Genomic DNA, 21,652 nt, shown 5'->3' on the forward strand with positions numbered 1-21,652 from the left:
CTTTGGTGTTATTTGGGCAAATATACGCTAGACTTAGGATCTAGTGCCGCAAGGCGTGGGGGTTCGACTCCCTTCATCCGCACATAAATCAAAGCTTAATTCATTGAAATTCAATGTTTTAAGCTTTTTTTGTTTATTTTTTTGTCGAAATTTTGCCGAAAAATACGATTGTTTTGATAGGTCCATGCCGTGAGCAGTGAAACAGTTAGACCAACGGCAGTTAATACCTACACAGTTATTTGTTGAGCCAGAGCGTATCGCACAATCTCCTAAAGTAGCACATTGGCCTGTGAAACAATTACGGTTCTCCCGTACAAATAATGAAAATAACCAAAATGCGACAAAAAAAAGGCCGCCCGTATTGGACAGCCCTTGGTTTGTTATTGCACGGAAAACATTTTCACGCTATCGGACAGGCTTCAAAATCGAGACCTATCCTTTTTACATCAAATTGATTTCAAGCATTTTAAATTGCAATTACATCATGAGCGCCAGTTTGGAACATTACCAACCCTCAGCATTCACTATAAATAAATATATAAACGGTATTCGAAATAAAAAGTTGTCAAAATCATCTGTGTCGGTTACTTTAAAAAGCTCCTTGATGTATTCTTTTTTATTAAAGCCATGGTACTCTATCTTTTCCATTTGAGAATACTGCCTTTTCATCGTTAAAAACTCTTCGTCGGAGTTTTCAATGCAGTATAGGGGACACTGGAACAAAACTTGATTAATCAAAGATTTAAAGGCAAAAATATCAGATTTAGAGTTTTCCAAAAACGATTTATATTTACCCTCACTTTCAATCACTTTATCAATTAGCTTTTCATAGCCCTCCTTATTTGCAGCCTCTAAGTATCCAACCTCCTTTAACTCTTGCTCAAACCTTATCAAATCTGACACGTAATCCTCGCCGTCTTCATAATTGATATATTCCTTCTTCTCTTCAATTATAACATCAAGGCACTTAAAGAATACCTTCTCATTGTCACCTCCCTCACAGGAAGCAAGCATTAAAACCACTAACACTGCAACTGTTTTTATTTTCTTCATATCGCTATTTTTTGAAAAAGTAATTTTCAAGCCTAATCGCATTGGATGAGCCAGTTATTATTTTACTCTGAGATATTTGACCGCCAGTGGGTGAAAATACCCCAAAAAGAAATACTTGGGAATTCTTACCAAATGAGCCTGTTGGCCTTTGTGGATTTCCAATTACCCTTACGCCTGTTGTCACATCTCTCGTTGGATTCTTGTAGTCGCTTATTGTTGAGAGCCTAAAATCAAAATACACTTCAACATTAACACCATCTATTTCAATAATTCCATAACCATCAATAGAGCCCGCTCCAGCTGGACCTATTGAAGCAGCATATCTGTTAGTGAAAAAATCAGATGCTTTGAATTGTGAATCCTGAGAACATTCTGAACAATAATCTCTTGCGAATAAATACTGAGTTAGCCTCTTTTGGTCTTGCCGACCCTCTTTAGACGTTAAATCTAGTTTCAAAACATCGCTTCCTGTAACCTCTTGAACCGTTTCTCCAGATATTTCTGTGCCTTCATCAATTTCCTCATCACCTGATGTGTCTGTTATTTCTTCAGCCTGATCTTGACTTATCCCATATTGGCTTGACAAAGTCTCTGCACTATCACCAACTTCTGCAATATAAGAAGTAGAGCCATCTTCATTAACCTTAGGCACCCAAACAGCAGATCTGCCATCTGGGTCAATAAAGTTAATTGGATTATCCATCATTGAATTATATGGCGACCAACTTGTAAATTCTTCGCTTAATTGGTCTGGTGACATCCACCTTCCCAAACTCGCATCATAGTTCCTCGCCCCGTAGTCCATCCAGTTGATACCGAGCTCATCCTGCTCCTCCTTGCCATTGAACCCATACTTATGATTTCTTCCAACTATAATATTATTGTATCCCTTATGCTTGAGCCCGAAGGGGTAGTATCCTAGGCAGATTTTTTGGGCCTTTCACTATTTTAGAGAACGTATGTTACTTTTTCAAGGAACGAGAATGAGTCTCGACCAAGAGACTCATTCTTTATTTATAATATTGAAAATAAGATATCAAAATATTATAATTTTCAAAAGCACCAGTTTACTATACTATCATGTTTTCTCATATCTTAATTTGGAGCACCACCTTGAACGATATACTTTATTTTTATCTTGTTTTCTGAATCCACAAAATCTTTTGTGATAAAATAAACTCCTTTGTTTTCTTTTAACCTATCACGAACTGCTAAAGCAAATTTTTCAGGTGCGTCATCTTCCATTATTTCATAAAGAGCTTGTGCCCCCCCATTATTTATTAATCTAAACGAAAAAGAGGTTTCGAACCCTTCAGGCGTGGTATAAAACACCTCATAAAGCTTATGTTCAGTAACATTTATAGAAACATTGAAGCCTATTGTTGCTTTATGTATCTCCATATTATTCTCTAAGGTCAGTATTGCGAATTCATCATAACCTTTGTAAAGCTTCTCCTGACCATGGACTGAAGAAGATAAAAACAAAGTGAAAATCATTATTAATATAATAGAAGAATTATTCATTAAAAAACTCATCATTTGTTAGTTTATATATTTCCTTTAATAAAGAGTCATTACGAAAACTTCCCAAGTAATTGTCTTCAATAATAAATGAAATTAAAGTTCCATTATTCGCTGTATGCTCAATTAAATATGAGAACTTCTTTTCTTTCTCATCAATTAAGACAATAGCGAAAGACTTTGACTTATCGGGTTGCAGTAAGTCTGTACTTTCAATATCTGTCAGTTCCTTTACTATTGGTTGGATTTCATCTTTTATGTTAAACAATAAAGGTTTTTCTATTGATGTAACATAATTTCTGCTCTTATATGGAATCAGTTCTAAAGACGTTATCTCTTTATTATCCATTAAAAAACGCTGATCAATAAAGACTTTGGTTTTACCCAAATCTTTCAAAAACAAAAATAAAAGTGTTCCTCCGAAAAATATTAAGAATAGTCTATTCTTTTTATTCAATCCTTTTTTGAGTAAAACAACGATAACTGTTATCCCAAATAAGAATTGTGCTATTTCAATAAGAATATATTCCATTACTAAGACTTAACTAATCTATATCCCATACTTTATAAAAGCTTCCTGTTTTAGAACCATTTACAGAAACATTATTATTCGTCTTTGGCAACCACCTTATGAACACTGATTTAAGATTTATTGTTGTTCCAAGGCTATAAACCTGATATGGGTTTTCTTGCCCATAAGCTTGTCTAACACCTGCATTAAACATTTTATAAGAATATGATGTACCTATTTCATCTCCGGTAAAATCATCCAATCTCATAGCTCTATTGTCCCTGCCAGAATAATAGTAGTTGGTTTGAAAGTCCAAATCCGCCGAAAGCCCAAAGTCACTGGTAAAATTGAAGTCATATGCACCAGCAAGACCTTCTTGCCAGCTTCCACTATAGAAACCTGTGCCTAATTGAAATTCAAAGAATATCAATTTTGCCTTAAATTGACCTGTAGCGGACAATCCGTCAGGTAAACTCTCGATAATTTTTCTCTTTATCCGTTTTTCGCCGTCTTCTGCCATTGTCCCAAAAGTCCTTGCCAGGTCTCTGTCATCAGCGCCTGCCCAAACAAAACTATTGTTTCCCCAGTAAGCCGCTGCCTCTTCTCTAGATTCAAACCACAGCCTCTCGTTCGTTTGCCAATTATAATAAAATGGAGGTGGATCTTCACCATTCTCGTCACCACTCCCATTGTTATCCCCTTCATTAGAATCACTTGCTTGATAAACTGTAATCACATCGTCTTCGTTTAGACCATTGGCCTCCATCCATTCCACTGTAGAGTTTGCCCCAGAAGGGTCCGCCCAAAATAAAGGGTTGTTGTCAAAGGCATTGTAAGGAGAAAAATCATGATGTGTAACTGGGTCCATGACCACCCACCGTGCGATGGCCGGGTCGAACTGCCTCATCTCCATCTCCATCATGTTGTACCCGAGGGACTCTTCAATTTCAATACCTTGGAACTCGAACTTATGGTCACGTCCAACAACCACGTTATTGTACCCCTTATGCTTGAGCCCGAAGGGGTAGTAGTTGTTCTCCTCCCGGACCTCGGTGGCAGCATCGATGGTCCCGTCCCCGTTGTCATCGGCAAAGCTAAGTCGTACGTTGCCCAGATGGTCCTTGTACTGGTAGACATGGGTGAAGGCATTGCCTGCACCGGCAGGCTCCACATAGCCCACCGGCATGTGGAAGAACTTCAGGCTGGGAAATCCTATGGTATTCCCCATAGGACCACCACCATAGGTGTCCACCTTCTCGTACACGAAACCTCCGGCATAGTCGGTCGTTGTCACAGAACTCCCCTCTGAGACCACCTTCTGCAATTTGGTCCCCGCGGCATCGTAAAAGTACGAGATCGTGCCATTATGTGCACCGTTGTCAATGGTCACCTGGGTCGGGTTATGCCACACGAAAGATTCGTGCGGCAGCTGGGGTAATCTTATTTATGTAGCGCTGAGCGAAGTTTGAAACTTCGCTCTTTAGCGCTAGTATTCCACTACGAAGTCGCAGACTTCGCAGAGCGGGGGCCTCAGGGGTCGAACCGCCACCGCACCGACTGGCAGTTCGCGCCAAAGGTCTACCAGACCTTCGGGAGCTCACTCCCCCTTCATCCGCACTTCAAAACCCTCCACTTTTTGTGGTGAAAGGAGAGTGCGAAAAGTCTTGGGCCTGCGCGGCAGGCTCGCTCCTCACTGACAAAGTCCACAGGACTTTGCTTTCTTCGTTCTGACGTGTTTGCCTCAGGGGTCGAACCGCCACCGCACCGACTGGCAGTTCAAACCATCAATGCAGCGAAATCCTCTAAAACTATCTTCCCTTTCACATAGCATCCTTTACGAAATTTTGATAGAGCACATTTTTGAGAACTTTAGAAGCTACTTTTTCTTCTGCTTATCATCCTCAGGCGCATCAATTTCCTTGCGATATCGCTCCAGAAATCTCTTCTGCATGGCTTCCATGCGTTCACGCATCTTATCGATGTCCATGAAATCCTCCTCAAATCTACTTTCAAAGAAGTCATCGCTAAAAAAGCGTTTGGTGAAGAGGGAGTCTTCGGCAAAAAGATCTCCAAATCCTTCTTTGTTGAAATCAAATGCAGAAAAATTTCTATAGAATCTAGATTCCATCGACCTAAGTAAACTATCCTTATTCAACGATGCCATATCATTAGAATGTTTCTCCGATGACCATGTGTAGATAGAATCGTAGCGAATAAGGTTGCCGTTCTCATCAAATTCTTTGTTTACCGTCCAGCTGCCTTTAGGTACTTCGGTGTCTTTCGATGCAGCGTCCTTATCAACAACATCTCCATTCATTTTTTCTTGACTGTTACAGCTCGTACTTAATAGGGCTGCCAGCATCAATATCATATACCGTTTCATTATTTTAAGTTTTTACAGTTTGTCAGACATATTAACCTGCACCTTTTCAAAAGTTGGTGACGTTTTCAAAGGTCCCGATATAATACTTTGAAGATAAAAGGGTCGGTGATTCCGACCCCATGACCTTTTTTAAGAAACTTTAATGTTGCGAGGGGGTTTTTGTATTGCCTCTTCCTTCTTTGGCAAGTGAATGCTTAGTACTCCATCCACATAATTCGCCTTTATCTTATCCTCTTCAATCGTTTCAGGTAGCGAGAACGAGCGTTTGAAAGAAGAATACTCAAATTCTCTTCGAATGAGCGTGTCTTCTTGATCCTCGTCTTTTGACGCTACCGTGGTAGAAATTGAAAGCACCTTATTGTCCAAATCGATGTGGAAGTCAGACTTTTTTAGTCCTGGCACTGCCATTTCTACAAAGTAGGCATCCTTGGTTTCCCTGATGTTCACTTTAGGGAGTGTGAGGCCACTATTAAAATTTGGTGAGAACACTGAGGGAAGGTCCCTATTGAACATTTCATCTATCCAAGAGGACCAGCGTGGAAAGGTGAGGCTGTTTGAATCCGAGTTCGCCCCACTTCCATTTTGTTTTTTCACTAGATTGCTCATAGCTACAAAAATTTAAGTTAGACATCAATTCAAAATTCACAGTCATAGGAACAAATTAGATGCCAAAACATACCTAGCTCTCTAATGATAAAAAGTTTTAAGATTTATTAAGAATTACCTGATTTTGGTACGGGAGATTTGGACTAAAAAAATGTCAAAATGACGTTTTTCCATATTCAAATGACAACTTTTCATCTTTTATCCTGAATAACTTAGGAGTATTAGGTCTATAAAAGTTCAAGAATTCGCTCCAAGGCCATTCCTCTGGAACCTTTGATGAGAATGTGGCTATCGTTAATGCTCTTTGTGTCAAATGTCATCTTAAAATCTTCGAATGATTGATAAAGTTTTGCGCCATTCGGCACGTTTTGTATTGCAGAAAAATTCCTTCCCAAAAGATGGATCTCGTCAAAATTTAGTCTGGCAACATGATCTGCGATGAATTGATGCTCTTTTGCTGCGGTGGCCCCCAGCTCGAACATATCGCCTAAAAAAACCACTTTGCCGTTACTCTCGAGGTTGGCCAAATTGTCTATCGCAGCTTTCATGCTAGAAGGATTCGCGTTGTACGCATCGAGGATGACGGTGTTGCTACCTCTTTTTATGATTTGGGAACGGTTATTACTAGGCACGTAGTTTTCTACGGCACTCTTTATTTCTCTTGGATCGACCTTAAAATAATCACCGATGGCAATGGCAGCAGCAATATTGCTAAAATTGTATGCGCCGATCAAATTGCTTTGAATCTCTTCTCCCTTATATGCGACTCGCACCATGGGATTACTTGAGAGGAGCTTTACTTGTACATCGCTATCGCTGTCTTCCGAAAAACTATAGGTGTTTTGATAGTCTGCTACCTGCTTTATTTGCTTATGGTCATCACCGTTGAATACGATGAGCCCCGAATGATCTCTGAGATGGTCATACAACTCGCTCTTACCTCTAACAATAGCCTCTTCGCTTCCAAACCCTTCGATATGTGCTTTGCCAAAATTGGTGATATAGCCATGATCTGGTTCGGCAATAGTGCATAGGAATGCAATCTCTTTAAGGTGGTTGGCTCCCATTTCTACGATGCCTATTTCGGTATCTCTGCGCATATCTAGCAATGTCAAAGGCACCCCTATGTGATTGTTCAGGTTTCCTTGGGTGGCGATGGTTTTGAACTTTTTTGAAAGGACGGCATTGATCAGCTCTTTGGTGGTCGTTTTTCCATTGCTCCCGGTCATGGAAATAATAGGAAGTTTGAGTCGTTTTCTGTGATGGTTCGCTAACTCTTGAAGCGACTGAAGAGCATCTTCGACAAGAATATATTGGTCATTCTTTTGATATTTTTTTTCGTCAATTACCGCAAATCGTGCACCAGAAGATAGTGCATATTCGGCAAAGGCATTTCCATTGAAGTTCGCTCCTTTCAAGGCAAAGAAGATGCAGTTTGCACTTATTTTTCTGGTATCGGTGCATACTCCACTCGACTGGAGATAGCACTTATATAATTGCTCAATATTCATAAAATAAAGGTATAAAAAAAGCCCTGTTTTCAGGGCTTTTTTATATCAGTATGAGGTAATAGAATTATCCTCGAGGTGTTTTCTTTTTCTTAGATTTCGATCCTACTCTACTCATAGCATTTCTAAATCCAATATAGTCAGTGGCCATATATTGAGGTAGATATCTTCTTTGAGCTGGATCTAACCAATACGCTCTATCTCTCCATGAACCTCCTTTGAAGACTCTCGCCTCATCATCGATCAATGTGGTACGCTGAGTCGATTTGTCGTACTCTCTGATCATATTTCCTAGGGTGTCAGCAGATATCGTGTGTTTCGGAGCGTTATACATCACTTTGTTGGTATCTTCATTTTCTTCTTCCTCATCAAAGAAACGCTCAAAATATCTTGACGAACTGAAATCCCCGTCCCTATAATTTCTATTGTCACTCTTCGAGAAATTTGTACGTAAGTAGGTGTCAGATTCGTCAACAGGAACCTGCGCAAGTGCACCAGGAAGATTTCTTGCGATGATACGACCGTTGCTGAGTGTATCGTAAGTCACAGAATCCACACTAACGATGGTGGCTTTTCCGTCAGGACCAATATTGTTCTTGTAATATTCATTTCCGCGGTAATAGTTAAAGTCGTTCGCTTCATCATCGACTATAGGACGATAAACGTCAGCAACCCATTCTGCAACATTTCCGGCCATGTCATAAAGGCCATAGTCATTTGGTGGATATGATTTTACCTGGTTGGTAATGTCCGCACCATCATCAGACCATCCAGCAATACCACCATAGTCACCTTTACCTTGCTTAAAGTTTGCCAATTGGTCGCCTTTGATCTTTCTTCTTCCAGATCTGGTATATTCACCTAACCATGGATATTTTTTCTTTCCTCGGTAGGTATTGTAATTTCTAATTCCGACAAGTGATAATGCAGCATATTCCCATTCTACCTCGGTTGGTAGTCTATAATCTGGTAGAGCAACACCAGACGTTCGTCCTGCGTAGGTATTGACCGTCGTAGTGTCTCTTCTTTGTTGACCTCTTTTTCCAGTAAGTGAATCTATACCACCACCGTACGTCTTTTCTGGCTGACTCAAATAAACATCGGTATCAAAGGGGGCCTTGATGTCCATACTCTTGATGGATGCATCGCGCTCCAAGAATCCTTGGTCTCCTAAGATCTGCTCATTGACACGGTCGGTACGCCAGTCGCTAAATTGGACTGCCTGAATCCAGTTTACACCAACCACAGGATATTCGGCATATGCTGGGTGACGCAAATAATTATTGGTCATTACCTCGTTATATCCTAGTCTATTTCTCCAAACGAGGGTATCTGGCAATGCGCCATTATAAATTTTTCTATACTTTGGGTCTTCTGGAGGAAACATGCTGTTCAACCAATATAAGTATTCTACATACATGATATTGGTCACTTCTGTCTCATCCATGTAAAAGGATTGAACGTGCTGTTGGGTTGGAGTATTGTTCCAATCGTGCATAATATCATCTTGGACCTTACCCATGGTAAAGGTTCCACCCTCTATAAACACCAAACCAGGGCCTGTGGCCTGTTCTTTGAAGTTTGTATTGTACTGAAATCCACCAGCTTTGTTGTTGATCTTCATGCCGGTAGCTCTAGAGATATTACTAGTGCCTTTGGAATTCTTACAGCCTGTAAACACTGTGGCAGATACCATAGCCATCAATACAAATCTAACTGCATTTTTTCTCATAATTAAGACTTAAGTTGTATAAGAATTTGGATTCGCAATATAGTGATTAACCTTAAAATAACAACTATTTTCAATAAAATTAGTATTTCAAGAGAATAGGCACAATTTATCCGCCTCACGATTCAATAAACGCAAGTAGCACTTATTTATTATTCGTAATTTTGAAAAATTAAAGATTGGTATACTAAGGTTTTCCAAACTTCGTTAAAAAAGCAATGAAAAAGACACTATTACTCCTGCTAGTTTTAGGAATACACGCATTTGGAATATCCCAAACGAAACACTTCGATATCGCGTGGCAATCTCCCCAGCCGTACCCTTTGATCAACTCGGAGATCTTATTGCCAACTTTCCAAGAAGAGAATCATGACTTTGATCCAAACAGAGGATTGCAATTTGTTGCACGATGGGAGGTCTCATCTAAGGTGGATCCGCAGAGTCTTGTCGTAAAGAACATACGGTTTCAGGAAATCGACGAAGCAGGCTTGGCAGAAATGCCAAGAACGACCATACCGGCAGTTACGGATTTTAGATTGTACTCTCGGAATGCTCGCTCCAAAATATTTAATGTCCTTACGCTAAATCCAATTATTGTTGACCAAGGTGTCTACAAAAGGGTTGTTTCTTTCGATATTTCGTTCCGAGCTCTTGAAAATTCTCCGAATGCATTTTCAAGCAGATCTGTCAACACGGGAAGGGCCATCACAAATTCGGTTCTTGCTTCGGGAACATGGTATCAATTTTATGTCGAAAAGTCTGGAGTGTATCGTTTGGATAGAAATTTCTTGTCCAATTTAGGAATGAACGTCAGTGGAATAGACCCTAGGAATTTAAAGATATATGGTAATGGCGGGCAGATGATCGCCCTTAAAAATGAAGATGTATTGCATTACGACCCTGCAGAGAACGCTATTATGGTCGTTGGAGAAGAAGATGGCACCTTTGACGGAAGTGATTATGTGTTGTTTTACGCGGAGGGCCCAGACCAATGGAACGACGAGAGTCAAACACATGTGAATGCATTCACCAATAGAACCTACTACTACATTACCGCTTCGGGCTTATCCGGAAAACGAATTCAGGAGGCCTCCCAACCAACGGGAGTGCCTGATAATATTTATACGACATTTGACGATTATCAATATTACGAGAAAGATAGCCTTAACATTCTGCAATTGGGTAGAAGATGGTTCACCAATGCCTTTAATATCAACAATACCAGGACCTACTCGTTTGATTTTCCCAATCGAGTGGTGACCGAGCCCATTACTGTAAGCGGCAAAATGGCAGCAGCTTCACCAGTAAACACCCAATTTAGAATAAGTGCCACAGACGATCTGGTGGTCGATTACAATATCGCTAGCGTTTCCAACAACGATGGATTTAGACAGGATCCTTTGACCTCGACCCCTAATAGATTGCGTTTAGGTTTGAAGTCTACCCAGAACGTGGTCACTTCTTTAGGGGATGAGATACCGGTCCTGATAGAATACTTTAATGCAGGAAATCCTTTGTCGGTTGGTTATATGGATTACATCACCGTAGAGGCAAAACGCCAATTGAAAGGATATGGTAAACAATTCAACTTTCAATTCAACGAGATGGCCTCTCTTCCGGGGATTGGGGAAGTGAGACTCACCGATGCTGCTAATATTGGCTATGTCTTTGATATTACCGACAAATACAATGTGGCGCGCTACAGCAACAACAACGCAGCCAGTGATTTCTCTTTTTCATTGACACAGGGTTCCGAGAGGAAATTTATCGCTGTGGACCTACAGGATGTTTATACTCCTAGAATAGATGCCGCTAATCGCGGCGTTACCAATCAGAGTCTGAAGTTTACCATTTTTAATGACGCTGCTGGTTTTAGGGATGTAGATTATATTATTGTAGCGCCACAGTTTTTAAGTGCCACTGCCCAAAGATTGGCAGACTTTCATGGTCGAATATCAAATCTCAACGCCAAAGTGGTTACGTTAGAACGAATTTATAGAGAATTCAACACTGGCAATCCTGATATTGGAGCGATTCGAAATTTTGTCAAGTATGTCTATGATAATGCTTCCACTCCTGCAGGTAGAATCAAATATCTCTGCCTATTTGGAGATACCTCATTCGATTATAAGAACAGGCTGCAGAATAACAATAATATAGTTCCGACCTATCATTCCTACACAAGCCATAACTTTCTAAATGGAATAATGTCTGATGATTTTTATGCGATGATGGATCCCGAAGAAGGACTGATGGAGAACGGGCAGTCCGACCAGGACCTCATGGACCTCGCTGTAGGGCGAATTTTGGCTTCGAGTACTTCAGAGGCCAATGACATGGTGACCAAGATAGAGGAATACTATTCCGAATTGTCCAATGGAAAATGGCGCAATAATATTACCATGGTATCGGATGACATTGATGTTTTTGGGGATCGTAATATAGAAGGTCTCCTCGATCAAGTCTCGGATGAGATCGCTAATAATAAACCGTTTCTCAACGTCAAAAAAATTCACAGCGGGTCTTACCAGCAAGAGACCACAGCAGGTGGAGCCCGGTATCCCCAAGTGAATGAGGATATTCTTAATGAGATAGAGTTTGGTTCTTTGGTCGTTAATTATTTTGGCCATGGTGGCGAAGACGGTCTGGCTCAAGAACGGATCTTTCAGAAGCCAGACGCGTTAGGATTGTTCAACAGATTTAGATATCCTTTGATCGTGACAGTTACTTGCGAGTTTGCGCGCTTCGACAATCCTTTGAGGCCTACTGTAGGGGAATTTACCTTTAGCAACAAACGTGGCGGTGCCATTGGACTCATCACGACTACCAGATTAATTACCGTTGGAGCGGGAATTGCATTTAATAGAGTCTTAAGTAGAAACTTGTTTCGTTATAATTTGTCCTCGCCCTTCGATCCTTTTGATTATGGAGCTATCTCTGAATCGGTGATGAACACCAAAAATTCCGTAACATCCAATAAACGAGTGGTGTTCTTTGTGGGAGATCCAGCAATGAAGTTGGCCATCCCAAGGCCAAAGATCAACCTAACACATGTGAATGATGTTCCGGTGACCCAGCCCTTGGATACGCTTAAAGCTTTGAGCTATGTGAAAATGAGGGGTAATATCACCGACGTGAACGATGTGCTGCTTTCAAACTTCAATGGAGAGGTCTTTACGAGTATCTTCGATAAAAATATTCAACGACAAACACTTGGTAACGATGGGGTGATCGTTGCCGGACAATTGCAGATACTGAATTATGAAACCTTAGGAGAGATCATTTTCAGAGGTAAATCATCTGTTCAGAATGGTGAATTCGAATTTGATTTTGTCGTGCCAAAGGATATAGCTATTCCAGCAGGCAATGGAAAGATAAGTTTTTACGCACTTCCTGAAGGGGGAGGGTCGGATTATACAGGCGCAAACATCGACGACCTGGTCGTTGGGGGTCTTAATGAGAATGCTGCCAATGATGACATTGGGCCAACCGTAAGGTTATTTATGAATGATGAGAGCTTTATTTCTGGAGAAATAACATCGAGCTCTCCAATTCTATTGGCGTTGGTAGAAGATGAAAATGGTATTAATACGGCTAGCGGTATTGGGCACGATATCATCGCGATCTTAGATGGAGATGAAGGGAATCCTTTTGTACTTAATGATTACTACGAAACAGAATTGGATGATTATACCAAAGGAAGGGTTTCATTTCCCTTTAGAGACCTGGAGCCAGGGCTACATACCTTGAGTTTTAGGGTTTGGGACGTTTATAACAACTCTTCTACTGCCGAAATTCAGTTCTTTGTTGCTTCGGATGACGATATCCGATTGAGTAGAGTGCTCAATTACCCCAACCCTTTTACCAGTTATACCGAGTTTTGGTTTAGTCATAACCAACCCATCGGTGAGACCTTGGACGTGCAAGTGCAGATATTTACCGTGAGTGGCAAAGTTGTGAAGACCATAAATCAACAAGGTATCGTGGCATCCAGCCCGCTTATCAGGGAAATTACTTGGGACGGGCTCGATGATTTTGGAAATAGGATCGGAAAAGGCGTCTATGTATATAAGATTACCGTAAAATCTACGTTAACTAACAAAACCGCCGAGAAGTTTGAGAAACTTGTCATACTTTAAAATAAAACTATATTTGTCACAATCTAACATTTCATTTTAATGAAAAAACTAATTACCTCAATCTTTATCCTGTCTTTTACGTGTGGGCTTTATGCTCAAAATGACAGGGTAATCACTACCGCCGTTCCCTTTTTATTGATTCCTACCGATGCCAGATCTGCTGGTATGGGAGATATGGGAGTAGCCACCTCGCCAGACGCATTTTCACAAAACTGGAACGCAGCAAAAAATGTGTTTGCAGAGAAACAGATTGGGATAGGCCTTAGTTATACGCCTTACCTAAGCGACCTTGTAAGTGATATCTTTCTGGGAAGTGTTAATTACTACAACCGAATCAATGAGCGGAGCGCCTGGGCGGCAAGCTTCAAGTATTTTAGCTTGGGAGATATCGAATTCAATACTTTCGATGGATTTAACGTAATTCCACAAGGAACGGAATCTCCAAACGAATTTGCATTGGACGTTTCTTACGCTTTGAGACTTAGCGATCAATTTTCCATGGCTGTTGGAGGTAGATTTATCCGTTCGGACCTCAAGTTGGCGCCCGTGGACCCAGATGCGACCGCAGCTTCATCATTTGCAGTCGATATCACTGGATACTATCAATCTGAAGAAAAAGCATACGATAGCTTCAATGGTCGCTGGAGAGGTGGTTTCGCCATCACTAATTTAGGTCCAAAACTAAAATATGACCAAGGTGGAAATGAATTCTTCTTACCTACGAAATTAGGTCTTGGAGGAGGTTTCGATTTCATCTTCGATGAATACAATAAACTTGGCGTCACCATAGAGACGACTAAGCTATTGGTCCCGACACCAAGTATTCCTGTTGATGGACAAGGAAACGAGGTTTCTGGAGAAGATGACCCAAATTTTGTTGGTTACCAGCAATCGGACGAGGGATTCCTCTCTGGGGTGTTCAGCTCATTTGGAGATGCCCCAGACGGTTTCGGCGAAGAGCTAAAAGAATTTACCTGGTCCTTAGGTGCAGAGTACACCTATCAAGATTCATTCGCTATGAGAGCAGGTTATTTCAACGAGAGCGAGGAAAAGGGAGCCCGAAAGTTCTTTACGATTGGTGCTGGCTTCACATATAATGTAATGAAGCTAGATGTCTCGTATTTGTTCTCCGCGTCTAAGGTGCGTAATCCTTTAGAAAATACATTGCGTTTCTCACTTACCTTTAACTTGGGTGGTGAGTACCAAGAGTATTAGTAAAATAAAATGGAGTGAAGGAAATACAAGTAACGGCGACTGTGCAGTTATTCGATGATATCGATGAACTTCCAGCTCAAGCCAAACAGCTGATGCTTCAAGCCATTGAAGCTCGCAAGAAAGCATATGCGCCTTATTCTAAATTTAGAGTGGGCGCAGCTTTGTCTTTGGACAATGGCGAGATCATCACTGGGAACAATCAGGAGAATGCCGCCTATCCTTCTGGCCTTTGTGCCGAGCGTGTTGCCATTTATTATGCAGGTGCTCAATATCCTGATGCGAAAGTCCTCTCTATTGCCATCACCGCAGCCTCCTCTACAACACAGGTTAACGAACCGATTTCTTCTTGCGGTAGCTGTCGTCAATCCATTGCAGAGTATGAACAAAAGCAAAAATCTCCCATTGCCATCTATTTTATGGGCGAACTTGGGAAAGTAGCAAAGGTAAATTCATTGAAAGACCTGCTTCCACTTGGTTTTGATAATTCGTTCCTATAAACATCAAGGCGAAATTTCAAAAAACCTTTCTCTAACGTTTTCGTGTGATTATTTTATAAAAATCCCTTTCAAATAGAGCTTTTCATTTTTTCACTAATGCCGAAAGTGCTATTTTTGTTAGTCATTTGTTGGGTCGTAAGCAGATTAAACGATTAAACAGGCAAATGACAGAGTTTCATCAAAATAGGAGCTTTCATAACAGTGTTGTGAAAATCCTTGATTTACAAGTAGTTAAAAATTGCAAAATCCGAAAGAGTGAAAAAAGTAACTAAAGAAACGTATCTAAAATGGTACGAAGACATGCTCTTCTGGCGCAAGTTCGAAGATAAACTGGCCGCCGTTTATATACAACAAAAAGTTAGGGGATTCCTTCATCTATATAATGGACAGGAGGCTGTTCTTGCAGGCTCTTTACATGCAATGGATCTCTCCAAGGACAAAATGATCACCGCATATCGCAATCACGTCCAGCCTATCGGTATGGGAGTTGACCCAAAACGTGTGATGGCAGAACTCTATGGAAAGGCGACCGGAACCTCTCAAGGTTTAGGAGGTTCTATGCATATTTTCTCTAAAGAAAAAGGATTTTACGGCGGTCATGGGATTGTCGGAGGTCAGATTCCTTTAGGAGCAGGGATGGCATTTGGTGACAAATATCATGAAACAGGTGCGGTTACACTTTGTTATATGGGCGATGGTGCGGTCCGTCAAGGCTCGCTGCACGAAACTTTCAACTTAGCGATGCTTTGGAAGCTTCCAGTGGTATTTATCTGTGAGAACAACGGATACGCAATGGGTACTTCTGTAGAGCGAACGGCAAATCATACCGACATCTGGAAACTAGGGCTCGGATACGAAATGCCATGCGGACCGGTAGATGGGATGAATCCCGTCAAAGTCGCCGAGGCAGTGGATGAAGCGATTCAACGAGCGCGTCGAGGCGATGGTCCAACCTTCTTAGAAATGAAGACCTATCGTTATCGGGGACACTCGATGAGTGATGCACAGCATTATAGAACCAAAGATGAGGTCGCGGAATATCAAAAGATCGATCCTATTACTCAAGTAAAAGAGATCATTTTGGAAAAGAAATATGCGAGCGAAGATGAAATAGCAGAAATAGACAAGCGCGTCAAGGAAATGGTGAAGGAATGTGAGAAGTTTGCAGAAGAGTCACCTTTCCCAGAAAAGAACGTGATGTACGATGCCGTTTACGAACAAGAAGATTATCCATTTCTACCACATAAACTCTAAATCATGGCAGAAATCATAAACATGCCGAGACTCAGCGACACCATGGAAGAAGGTGTAGTGGCAAAATGGCTCAAAAAAGTTGGTGATAAGATCGAAGAAGGTGATATTCTGGCCGAGATCGAGACAGACAAGGCCACGATGGAATTCGAATCCTTTCATGAGGGAACGTTATTACATATCGGCGTTCAAGAGGGCGATGGAGCTCCCGTGGATACCCTTTTAGCAATCATTGGTAACGAAGGAGAAGATATTTCTGGTTTGCTCAATGGTAGTTCCAATGAAGCGCCGAAAGAAGAAACATCGAACAAAGAAGAGGCCACTAGCTCAAACGAATCAACACCAGAGGCCGCAAGTGTGCCTGAAGGTGTAGAAGTGGTGAAAATGCCTCGATTGAGTGATACCATGGAAGAAGGTACCGTGGCAACATGGATCAAAAAGGTGGGTGACGATATTGAGGAAGGAGATATTCTAGCCGAGATCGAGACCGATAAGGCGACCATGGAATTCGAGTCTTTCTATTCGGGGAAGCTATTACATATCGGCATTGACGAGGGAGGAAGTGCCCCTGTAGATTCAGTGTTGGCGGTGATAGGTCCTGAAGGTACCGATGTCGATGCGGTCTTAAAGGCATTCGCATCCGAGGGGACTGCTCCAAAAGAAGAAAAGACTACCTCCAAAGAGCAACCAAAAAAAGAAGAAAAGAAAGCAGACACTCCAAATGCCAAGAGTACGACTTCGACCAATGGAAGGATATTTGCATCGCCCTTGGCGAAGAAGATAGCAGAAGAGAAAGGAATCGACCTTTCGCAAGTTTCTGGTACCGGTGAAAACGGACGTATCGTTAAAAGAGATGTGGAAGATTTTACTCCGCAAACTGCAACAACTGCCGCACCATCTGCCGAATCATCACAAACACAAGCGCAAGCCGCACCAGTGGCAGCCTTCGTCCCAGTAGGAGAAGAGAGCGTCGAGCAGGTGAAGAATTCGCAGATGCGCAAGGTCATCGCAAAGCGATTGGGTGAGTCTAAATTCACGGCCCCTCATTACTACCTCACTATCGAAGTAGATATGAGCAATGCAATGGCTTCTAGGAAAATGATCAACGAGCTGCCAGACACAAAGGTCTCGTTCAATGATATGGTGGTAAAGGCATGCGCTATGGCGCTTAGAAAACATCCACAGGTGAATACTACCTGGAATGACGATGTTACAATTTACAATCACCACGTTAGTATCGGTGTGGCTGTAGCGGTAGATGAAGGGCTTGTAGTGCCTGTATTGAAGTTCACCGATCAGATGTCATTGACACAGATCGGCGCCCAGGTCAAAGACTTGGCTGGTAAGGCCAGAAACAAAAAGATCACGCCTGCCGAAATGGAAGGAAGTACCTTTACGGTATCTAATTTGGGAATGTTCGGCATTCAAGAATTCACCTCGATCATCAATCAACCCAACTCTGCAATCCTATCCGTTGGTGCCATTATAGAAAAACCAGTGGTAAAGGATGGGCAGATCGTGGTAGGAAATACCATGAAGGTAACCTTGGCATGTGACCACCGTACGGTCGATGGTGCCACAGGAGCTCAGTTTTTACAGACATTAAGGTCATATTTGGAGAATCCAGTGACGATGCTGGCCTAGTCTTTATGATTTAATTATAATTTCGAATCCTGTCTCCGGACAGGATTTTTTTATCTTAGTAATGTCTCAATTTGAGATTCCTTTTTTCTAAAGAGCTTCATACTGTTTAGAGAATAGGTCCTTTTATCTATAGAAGAATAAATATCTAAATGATGCGAAGAAGAATTGTCAATGTCATGATCATCGGTCTAGTTTTGGCCACAATTGGTTGTGCTGCCGTTGCTGTCAATACTCAAAAGACGAAAAGTTTTCCTGAAATATCAACTGATAGAAAAATTTCCAGTGTCGAAGCTATAGAGGCACACATGAAGTTTCTCGCGTCAGACGACCTAAAAGGGCGAAATACGGGTACCGACGGCATCGAGCTTGCCGCAAATTATATCGAAGATGTATTTAAGAAGAGTAGCGTTGAACCTTATTTTTCGAGTTACAAGGATACGTTATCCAACCATAAGAAGCCAGCATACAATATCGTGGGTCATTTAGAAGGAAATGACCCAGTGCTTAAAAACGAGTATATACTAATCGGAGCGCATTATGACCATATCGGCTTTGCAGACTGGGTAGCTGGCGATGCTATCGCCAATGGTGCCAATGATAATGCCTCCGGAACGACCGCAGTATTAGAGTTGGCGCGCTATTTTGCAAAACAGAGAATCAATGGCCGAAGTTTACTATTCGCCTTGTTTTCTGCTGAAGAAAAGGGGCTTTTAGGCTCCAAACATTTGGCAAAGCGACTCAAGGAAGAAAATATCGACCTATATGGTGTCGCTAATTTCGAAATGATCGGGGTGCCGTTCAACGGAAGGGACTATGTCGCCTTTGTTACCGGTTATGATAAAACCAATATGGCCGAAAAGATGAATGAATATGCAGGGACCAACCTTATAGGTAAATCAGCGGTTGCGGTAAGTTATGATCTATTCAAGAGATCGGACAATTATCCGTTTTATCGCGAGTTCAAAGTGCCGAGTCAAACCATTTCAACCTGTGATCTCACCAACTTTGAATATTACCATCATGTAGATGACGAAATAGATAAGATGGACTTTGAACACATGTCCAATGTCATTCAAAGTATGATACCCGTCTTGGAGAAAATGAGTACGACACCCACAAAAGAAATTAAACTATACTAGATGAAGAAAGTGATCATAACCGGAGCCAGCCGTGGAATAGGGTTTGAGCTTTCAAAATTATTTGCCGATGCGGGCCATCAAGTACTCGCACTATCGCGAAATCACCTACCGATCAGCGCACTAAAACACCCCAATATTACATGTTTTTCCTTTGATCTGGCCAAAGAAGAAAGTCTTCATAAGCTGCAAGATTTTCTTAACGACCAATGGAAGCAGGTGGATATTCTTATCAATAATGCGGGTAAGTTGTTGCACAAACCGTTTAAGGCGATCAGCTCTAAGGAGTTCAAAGAAGTTTATCAGGTAAACGTTTTTGGAGTTGCCGATGTCACCCGAATCTGCATCCCATTCATGCCAAAAGATGGTCATGTGGTCACCGTAAGCAGTATGGGTGGTGTACAAGGAAGTGTTAAGTTCCCTGGACTTTCTGCATATTCGTCGAGCAAAGGGGCGGTAATTACACTTACCGAGATCTTGGCCGAAGAATATAAAGAGACGGGTCCCTCGTTCAATGTGTTGGCGCTTGGGGCAGTGCAGACCGAAATGTTAGAAGAAGCATTTCCTGGCTACCAGGCCCCACTTACCTCGCTTGAAATGGCCGAATATCTCTATGATTTTGCGTTAACTGGAAACAAATTCTATAACGGAAAACTTTTACAAGTATCTTCTAGTACACCTTAAAGATGAGCGGATATAAATGTGTCATCTTTGATTGCGACGGTGTCTTGGTCGATAGCGAGAATATTGGCAATCAGGTGTTGGTGGAAATGGCCAACGAGCTTGGCGCCGACATCGATCTAGAATATGCCTTCAAAATGTATGTGGGAAGTCATTTATATGCCTGCATGCAAGATATAGAGTGTCTTATTGGGAAACCTGTTCCGATGAGTTTTGAAACAGAATTTAGAAAACGTTCCTTTGATGCTTTCGATCGATACTTGCTGCCAGTGAACGGCGTTGAGGGGGTTTTGACGTCCATGCGACTTCCTTTTTGTGTGGCCTCAAGTGGGCCACAGAACAAGATTCGATTAAATCTCAAAAACACAGGGCTTCTCCAATATTTTGATAATAATATCTATAGTTGTTATGATATCAATAAGTGGAAGCCCGAACCAGATATCTTTATACACGCAGCCAGAGATATGGGTTTTCAACCCTCGGACTGTTTGGTCATCGAGGATTCTTCCAAGGGAATCGAGGCCGCAATCCGAGGAGGGTTTGATGTATTTGCTTATGCAGAAAACGGACGTGAGCACCATTTTTCGTATCAGCCGACCGAGACCTTCACTACAATGGCCGAGTTGCTGCCTTTAATAGAATCATATTCGAAATAATAAGATACAAAACAACAAATCCGCGAATAACAGTACCTTTGCATCCAGATGCAAACAAAGAAGAAAGACATACGGGCGCTGACCAAAGAGCAACTACGAACCTTCTTCGTGGATCATGGGGACAAAGCTTTTCGTGGAAATCAAGTATACGAATGGTTATGGGGCAAAGGAGCACATTCCTTTGAAGATATGACCAATATCTCAAAGGAAACAAGGCACATGCTCCAAGACAATTTTGTCATTAACCACATCAAGGTGGACCAGATGCAGCGAAGTAGCGATGGCACCATTAAAAATGCGGTGCGCCTACATGATGATCTGGTCGTTGAGTCTGTTTTGATACCTACAGCAACGCGAACGACCGCCTGCGTCTCCAGTCAAGTGGGTTGCAGCCTGGACTGTCGTTTCTGTGCAACCGCTCGCTTAAAACGCATGCGTAATCTCAACCCTGATGAGATCTACGATCAGGTAGTGGCGATCGATAATGAAAGTCGTCTGTATCATGGCCGTCCACTTTCCAACATCGTCTTTATGGGAATGGGAGAACCTTTAATGAACTACAACAATGTGCTTAAGGCAATCGAGAAGATCACTTCCCCCGAAGGATTGGGAATGTCACCACGTCGTATCGTAGTTTCAACCTCGGGAGTTCCCAAAATGATAAAAAAAATGGCTGATGAGGAAGTGAAATTCAAGTTGGCTGTTTCACTGCATTCTGCGATCGATGAGGTCCGTACCTCGATTATGCCATTCAATGCGACCTTCCCATTGTCGGACCTACGGGAAGCGCTAGAGTATTGGTATGCTAAAACAAAGAACCGCATCACCTACGAATATGTAGTGTGGAAAGGGATCAATGATCAACGAAAAGATGTAGATGCTTTGGTGAAATTCTGCAAGTTCGCACCTTCAAAAGTGAATCTTATCGAATACAATCCCATCGATGATGGGGAGTTTCAACAGGCCAGCAACAACGCGATCGAAATGTATCGGGATGTCCTTGAGCAAAATGGCATTACCGTGACGATCAGACGTTCTCGGGGTAAGGATATCGATGCCGCCTGCGGACAATTAGCCAATAAGAACGATGCAGCGGTTTCCTAGTCCATTTTTTGAAGACAG

The 21,652-nt window shown here is 41.8% G+C and carries 18 protein-coding genes; 9 read left to right on the top strand and 9 right to left on the bottom strand.

Going from position 1 to position 21,652, the window contains the following annotated elements; genetic code table 11:
* Positions 1–504 precede the first annotated feature (504 nt).
* From ACFQ1M_RS17335 to gldJ, 9 genes are all read right to left on the bottom strand, one after another.
* Entirely contained in the window at positions 505–1,053 is a 549-nt protein-coding gene (locus tag ACFQ1M_RS17335) for a hypothetical protein (protein WP_386410661.1), read from the bottom strand.
* Positions 1,054–1,057: 4 nt separating this feature from the next.
* On the bottom strand, positions 1,058–1,981 hold the full coding sequence (locus ACFQ1M_RS17340; RefSeq protein WP_386410920.1) for an RHS repeat-associated core domain-containing protein: 924 nt from the start codon (positions 1,979–1,981) through the stop codon (positions 1,058–1,060).
* A 167-nt stretch (positions 1,982–2,148) separates the two neighbouring features.
* Entirely contained in the window at positions 2,149–2,592 is a 444-nt protein-coding gene (locus ACFQ1M_RS17345) for a hypothetical protein (RefSeq protein ID WP_386410664.1), read from the bottom strand.
* Entirely contained in the window at positions 2,570–3,106 is a 537-nt protein-coding gene (locus tag ACFQ1M_RS17350; RefSeq protein ID WP_386410667.1) for a hypothetical protein, read from the bottom strand. Before ACFQ1M_RS17350 ends, ACFQ1M_RS17345 begins: the two co-directional genes overlap by 23 nt.
* 13 nt (positions 3,107–3,119) lie before the next feature.
* Entirely contained in the window at positions 3,120–4,475 is a 1,356-nt protein-coding gene (locus ACFQ1M_RS17355) for an RHS repeat-associated core domain-containing protein (RefSeq protein ID WP_386410670.1), read from the bottom strand.
* A 486-nt stretch (positions 4,476–4,961) separates the two neighbouring features.
* Positions 4,962–5,468 (bottom strand): hypothetical protein, encoded by a 507-nt coding sequence (locus ACFQ1M_RS17360; RefSeq protein ID WP_386410673.1) that lies wholly within the window; start codon positions 5,466–5,468, stop codon positions 4,962–4,964.
* Positions 5,469–5,597: 129 nt separating this feature from the next.
* A complete protein-coding gene (locus ACFQ1M_RS17365; RefSeq protein WP_386410676.1) occupies positions 5,598–6,074 on the bottom strand; it encodes an Hsp20/alpha crystallin family protein in 477 nt (158 codons plus the stop codon).
* A gap of 227 nt (positions 6,075–6,301) precedes the next feature.
* Positions 6,302–7,585, bottom strand: coding sequence for a UDP-N-acetylmuramoyl-tripeptide--D-alanyl-D-alanine ligase (locus ACFQ1M_RS17370; RefSeq protein ID WP_386410679.1), 1,284 nt, complete (start codon positions 7,583–7,585; stop codon positions 6,302–6,304).
* Between the two features lie 64 nt (positions 7,586–7,649).
* Positions 7,650–9,314, bottom strand: coding sequence for a gliding motility lipoprotein GldJ (gene gldJ, locus ACFQ1M_RS17375; protein ID WP_386410682.1), 1,665 nt, complete (start codon positions 9,312–9,314; stop codon positions 7,650–7,652).
* Between the two features lie 215 nt (positions 9,315–9,529).
* Between gldJ and porU the strand changes: the two genes are divergently transcribed.
* The 9 genes from porU to rlmN all read left to right on the top strand — a co-directional run bounded on the left by porU (position 9,530) and on the right by rlmN (position 21,634).
* On the top strand, positions 9,530–13,450 hold the full coding sequence (gene porU / locus ACFQ1M_RS17380) for a type IX secretion system sortase PorU (RefSeq protein WP_386410685.1): 3,921 nt from the start codon (positions 9,530–9,532) through the stop codon (positions 13,448–13,450).
* A 39-nt stretch (positions 13,451–13,489) separates the two neighbouring features.
* Positions 13,490–14,665, top strand: a complete 1,176-nt coding sequence (gene porV, locus ACFQ1M_RS17385; protein ID WP_386410688.1) for a type IX secretion system outer membrane channel protein PorV — start codon at positions 13,490–13,492, stop codon at positions 14,663–14,665.
* Between the two features lie 14 nt (positions 14,666–14,679).
* Positions 14,680–15,162 (top strand): cytidine deaminase, encoded by a 483-nt coding sequence (gene cdd / locus ACFQ1M_RS17390; protein ID WP_386410691.1) that lies wholly within the window; start codon positions 14,680–14,682, stop codon positions 15,160–15,162.
* 255 nt (positions 15,163–15,417) lie between these two features.
* Positions 15,418–16,416 carry a pyruvate dehydrogenase (acetyl-transferring) E1 component subunit alpha gene (gene pdhA, locus ACFQ1M_RS17395; RefSeq protein WP_386410694.1) on the top strand — a complete coding sequence of 333 codons (999 nt, stop codon included), beginning with the start codon at positions 15,418–15,420 and terminating at the stop codon, positions 16,414–16,416.
* Between the two features lie 3 nt (positions 16,417–16,419).
* Positions 16,420–18,057 carry a pyruvate dehydrogenase complex dihydrolipoamide acetyltransferase gene (locus tag ACFQ1M_RS17400; RefSeq protein ID WP_386410697.1) on the top strand — a complete coding sequence of 546 codons (1,638 nt, stop codon included), beginning with the start codon at positions 16,420–16,422 and terminating at the stop codon, positions 18,055–18,057.
* A gap of 149 nt (positions 18,058–18,206) precedes the next feature.
* Complete coding sequence (locus tag ACFQ1M_RS17405; protein WP_386410699.1) at positions 18,207–19,196, top strand: M28 family metallopeptidase; 990 nt, start codon at positions 18,207–18,209, stop codon at positions 19,194–19,196.
* Entirely contained in the window at positions 19,197–19,877 is a 681-nt protein-coding gene (locus tag ACFQ1M_RS17410; protein ID WP_386410702.1) for an SDR family NAD(P)-dependent oxidoreductase, read from the top strand.
* Positions 19,878–19,879: 2 nt separating this feature from the next.
* On the top strand, positions 19,880–20,530 hold the full coding sequence (locus ACFQ1M_RS17415) for an HAD family hydrolase (protein ID WP_386410705.1): 651 nt from the start codon (positions 19,880–19,882) through the stop codon (positions 20,528–20,530).
* Between the two features lie 48 nt (positions 20,531–20,578).
* The gene (rlmN, locus tag ACFQ1M_RS17420) at positions 20,579–21,634 is read left to right on the top strand and encodes a 23S rRNA (adenine(2503)-C(2))-methyltransferase RlmN (protein ID WP_386410707.1); all 1,056 of its coding nucleotides are present in this window, start codon (positions 20,579–20,581) and stop codon (positions 21,632–21,634) included.
* Positions 21,635–21,652: the final 18 nt, after the last annotated feature.

The organism is Sungkyunkwania multivorans (assembly GCF_042675645.1).
Lineage (GTDB): Bacteria > Bacteroidota > Bacteroidia > Flavobacteriales > Flavobacteriaceae > Sungkyunkwania > Sungkyunkwania multivorans.

Excerpts from the sequence above, each read along its gene's own strand:
- ACFQ1M_RS17335 (WP_386410661.1), bottom strand. The coding sequence starts at position 1,053 with ATGAAGAAAATAAAAACAGTTGCAGTGTTAGTGGTTTTAATGCTTGCT.
- ACFQ1M_RS17345 (WP_386410664.1), bottom strand. The coding sequence starts at position 2,592 with ATGATGAGTTTTTTAATGAATAATTCTTCTATTATATTAATAATGATT.
- ACFQ1M_RS17350 (WP_386410667.1), bottom strand. The coding sequence starts at position 3,106 with ATGGAATATATTCTTATTGAAATAGCACAATTCTTATTTGGGATAACA.
- ACFQ1M_RS17360 (WP_386410673.1), bottom strand. The coding sequence starts at position 5,468 with ATGAAACGGTATATGATATTGATGCTGGCAGCCCTATTAAGTACGAGC.
- ACFQ1M_RS17365 (WP_386410676.1), bottom strand. The coding sequence starts at position 6,074 with ATGAGCAATCTAGTGAAAAAACAAAATGGAAGTGGGGCGAACTCGGAT.
- ACFQ1M_RS17370 (WP_386410679.1), bottom strand. The coding sequence starts at position 7,585 with ATGAATATTGAGCAATTATATAAGTGCTATCTCCAGTCGAGTGGAGTA.
- gldJ (WP_386410682.1), bottom strand. The coding sequence starts at position 9,314 with ATGAGAAAAAATGCAGTTAGATTTGTATTGATGGCTATGGTATCTGCC.
- porU (WP_386410685.1), top strand. The coding sequence starts at position 9,530 with ATGAAAAAGACACTATTACTCCTGCTAGTTTTAGGAATACACGCATTT.
- porV (WP_386410688.1), top strand. The coding sequence starts at position 13,490 with ATGAAAAAACTAATTACCTCAATCTTTATCCTGTCTTTTACGTGTGGG.
- ACFQ1M_RS17400 (WP_386410697.1), top strand. The coding sequence starts at position 16,420 with ATGGCAGAAATCATAAACATGCCGAGACTCAGCGACACCATGGAAGAA.
- ACFQ1M_RS17405 (WP_386410699.1), top strand. The coding sequence starts at position 18,207 with ATGATGCGAAGAAGAATTGTCAATGTCATGATCATCGGTCTAGTTTTG.
- ACFQ1M_RS17410 (WP_386410702.1), top strand. The coding sequence starts at position 19,197 with ATGAAGAAAGTGATCATAACCGGAGCCAGCCGTGGAATAGGGTTTGAG.
- ACFQ1M_RS17415 (WP_386410705.1), top strand. The coding sequence starts at position 19,880 with ATGAGCGGATATAAATGTGTCATCTTTGATTGCGACGGTGTCTTGGTC.
- rlmN (WP_386410707.1), top strand. The coding sequence starts at position 20,579 with ATGCAAACAAAGAAGAAAGACATACGGGCGCTGACCAAAGAGCAACTA.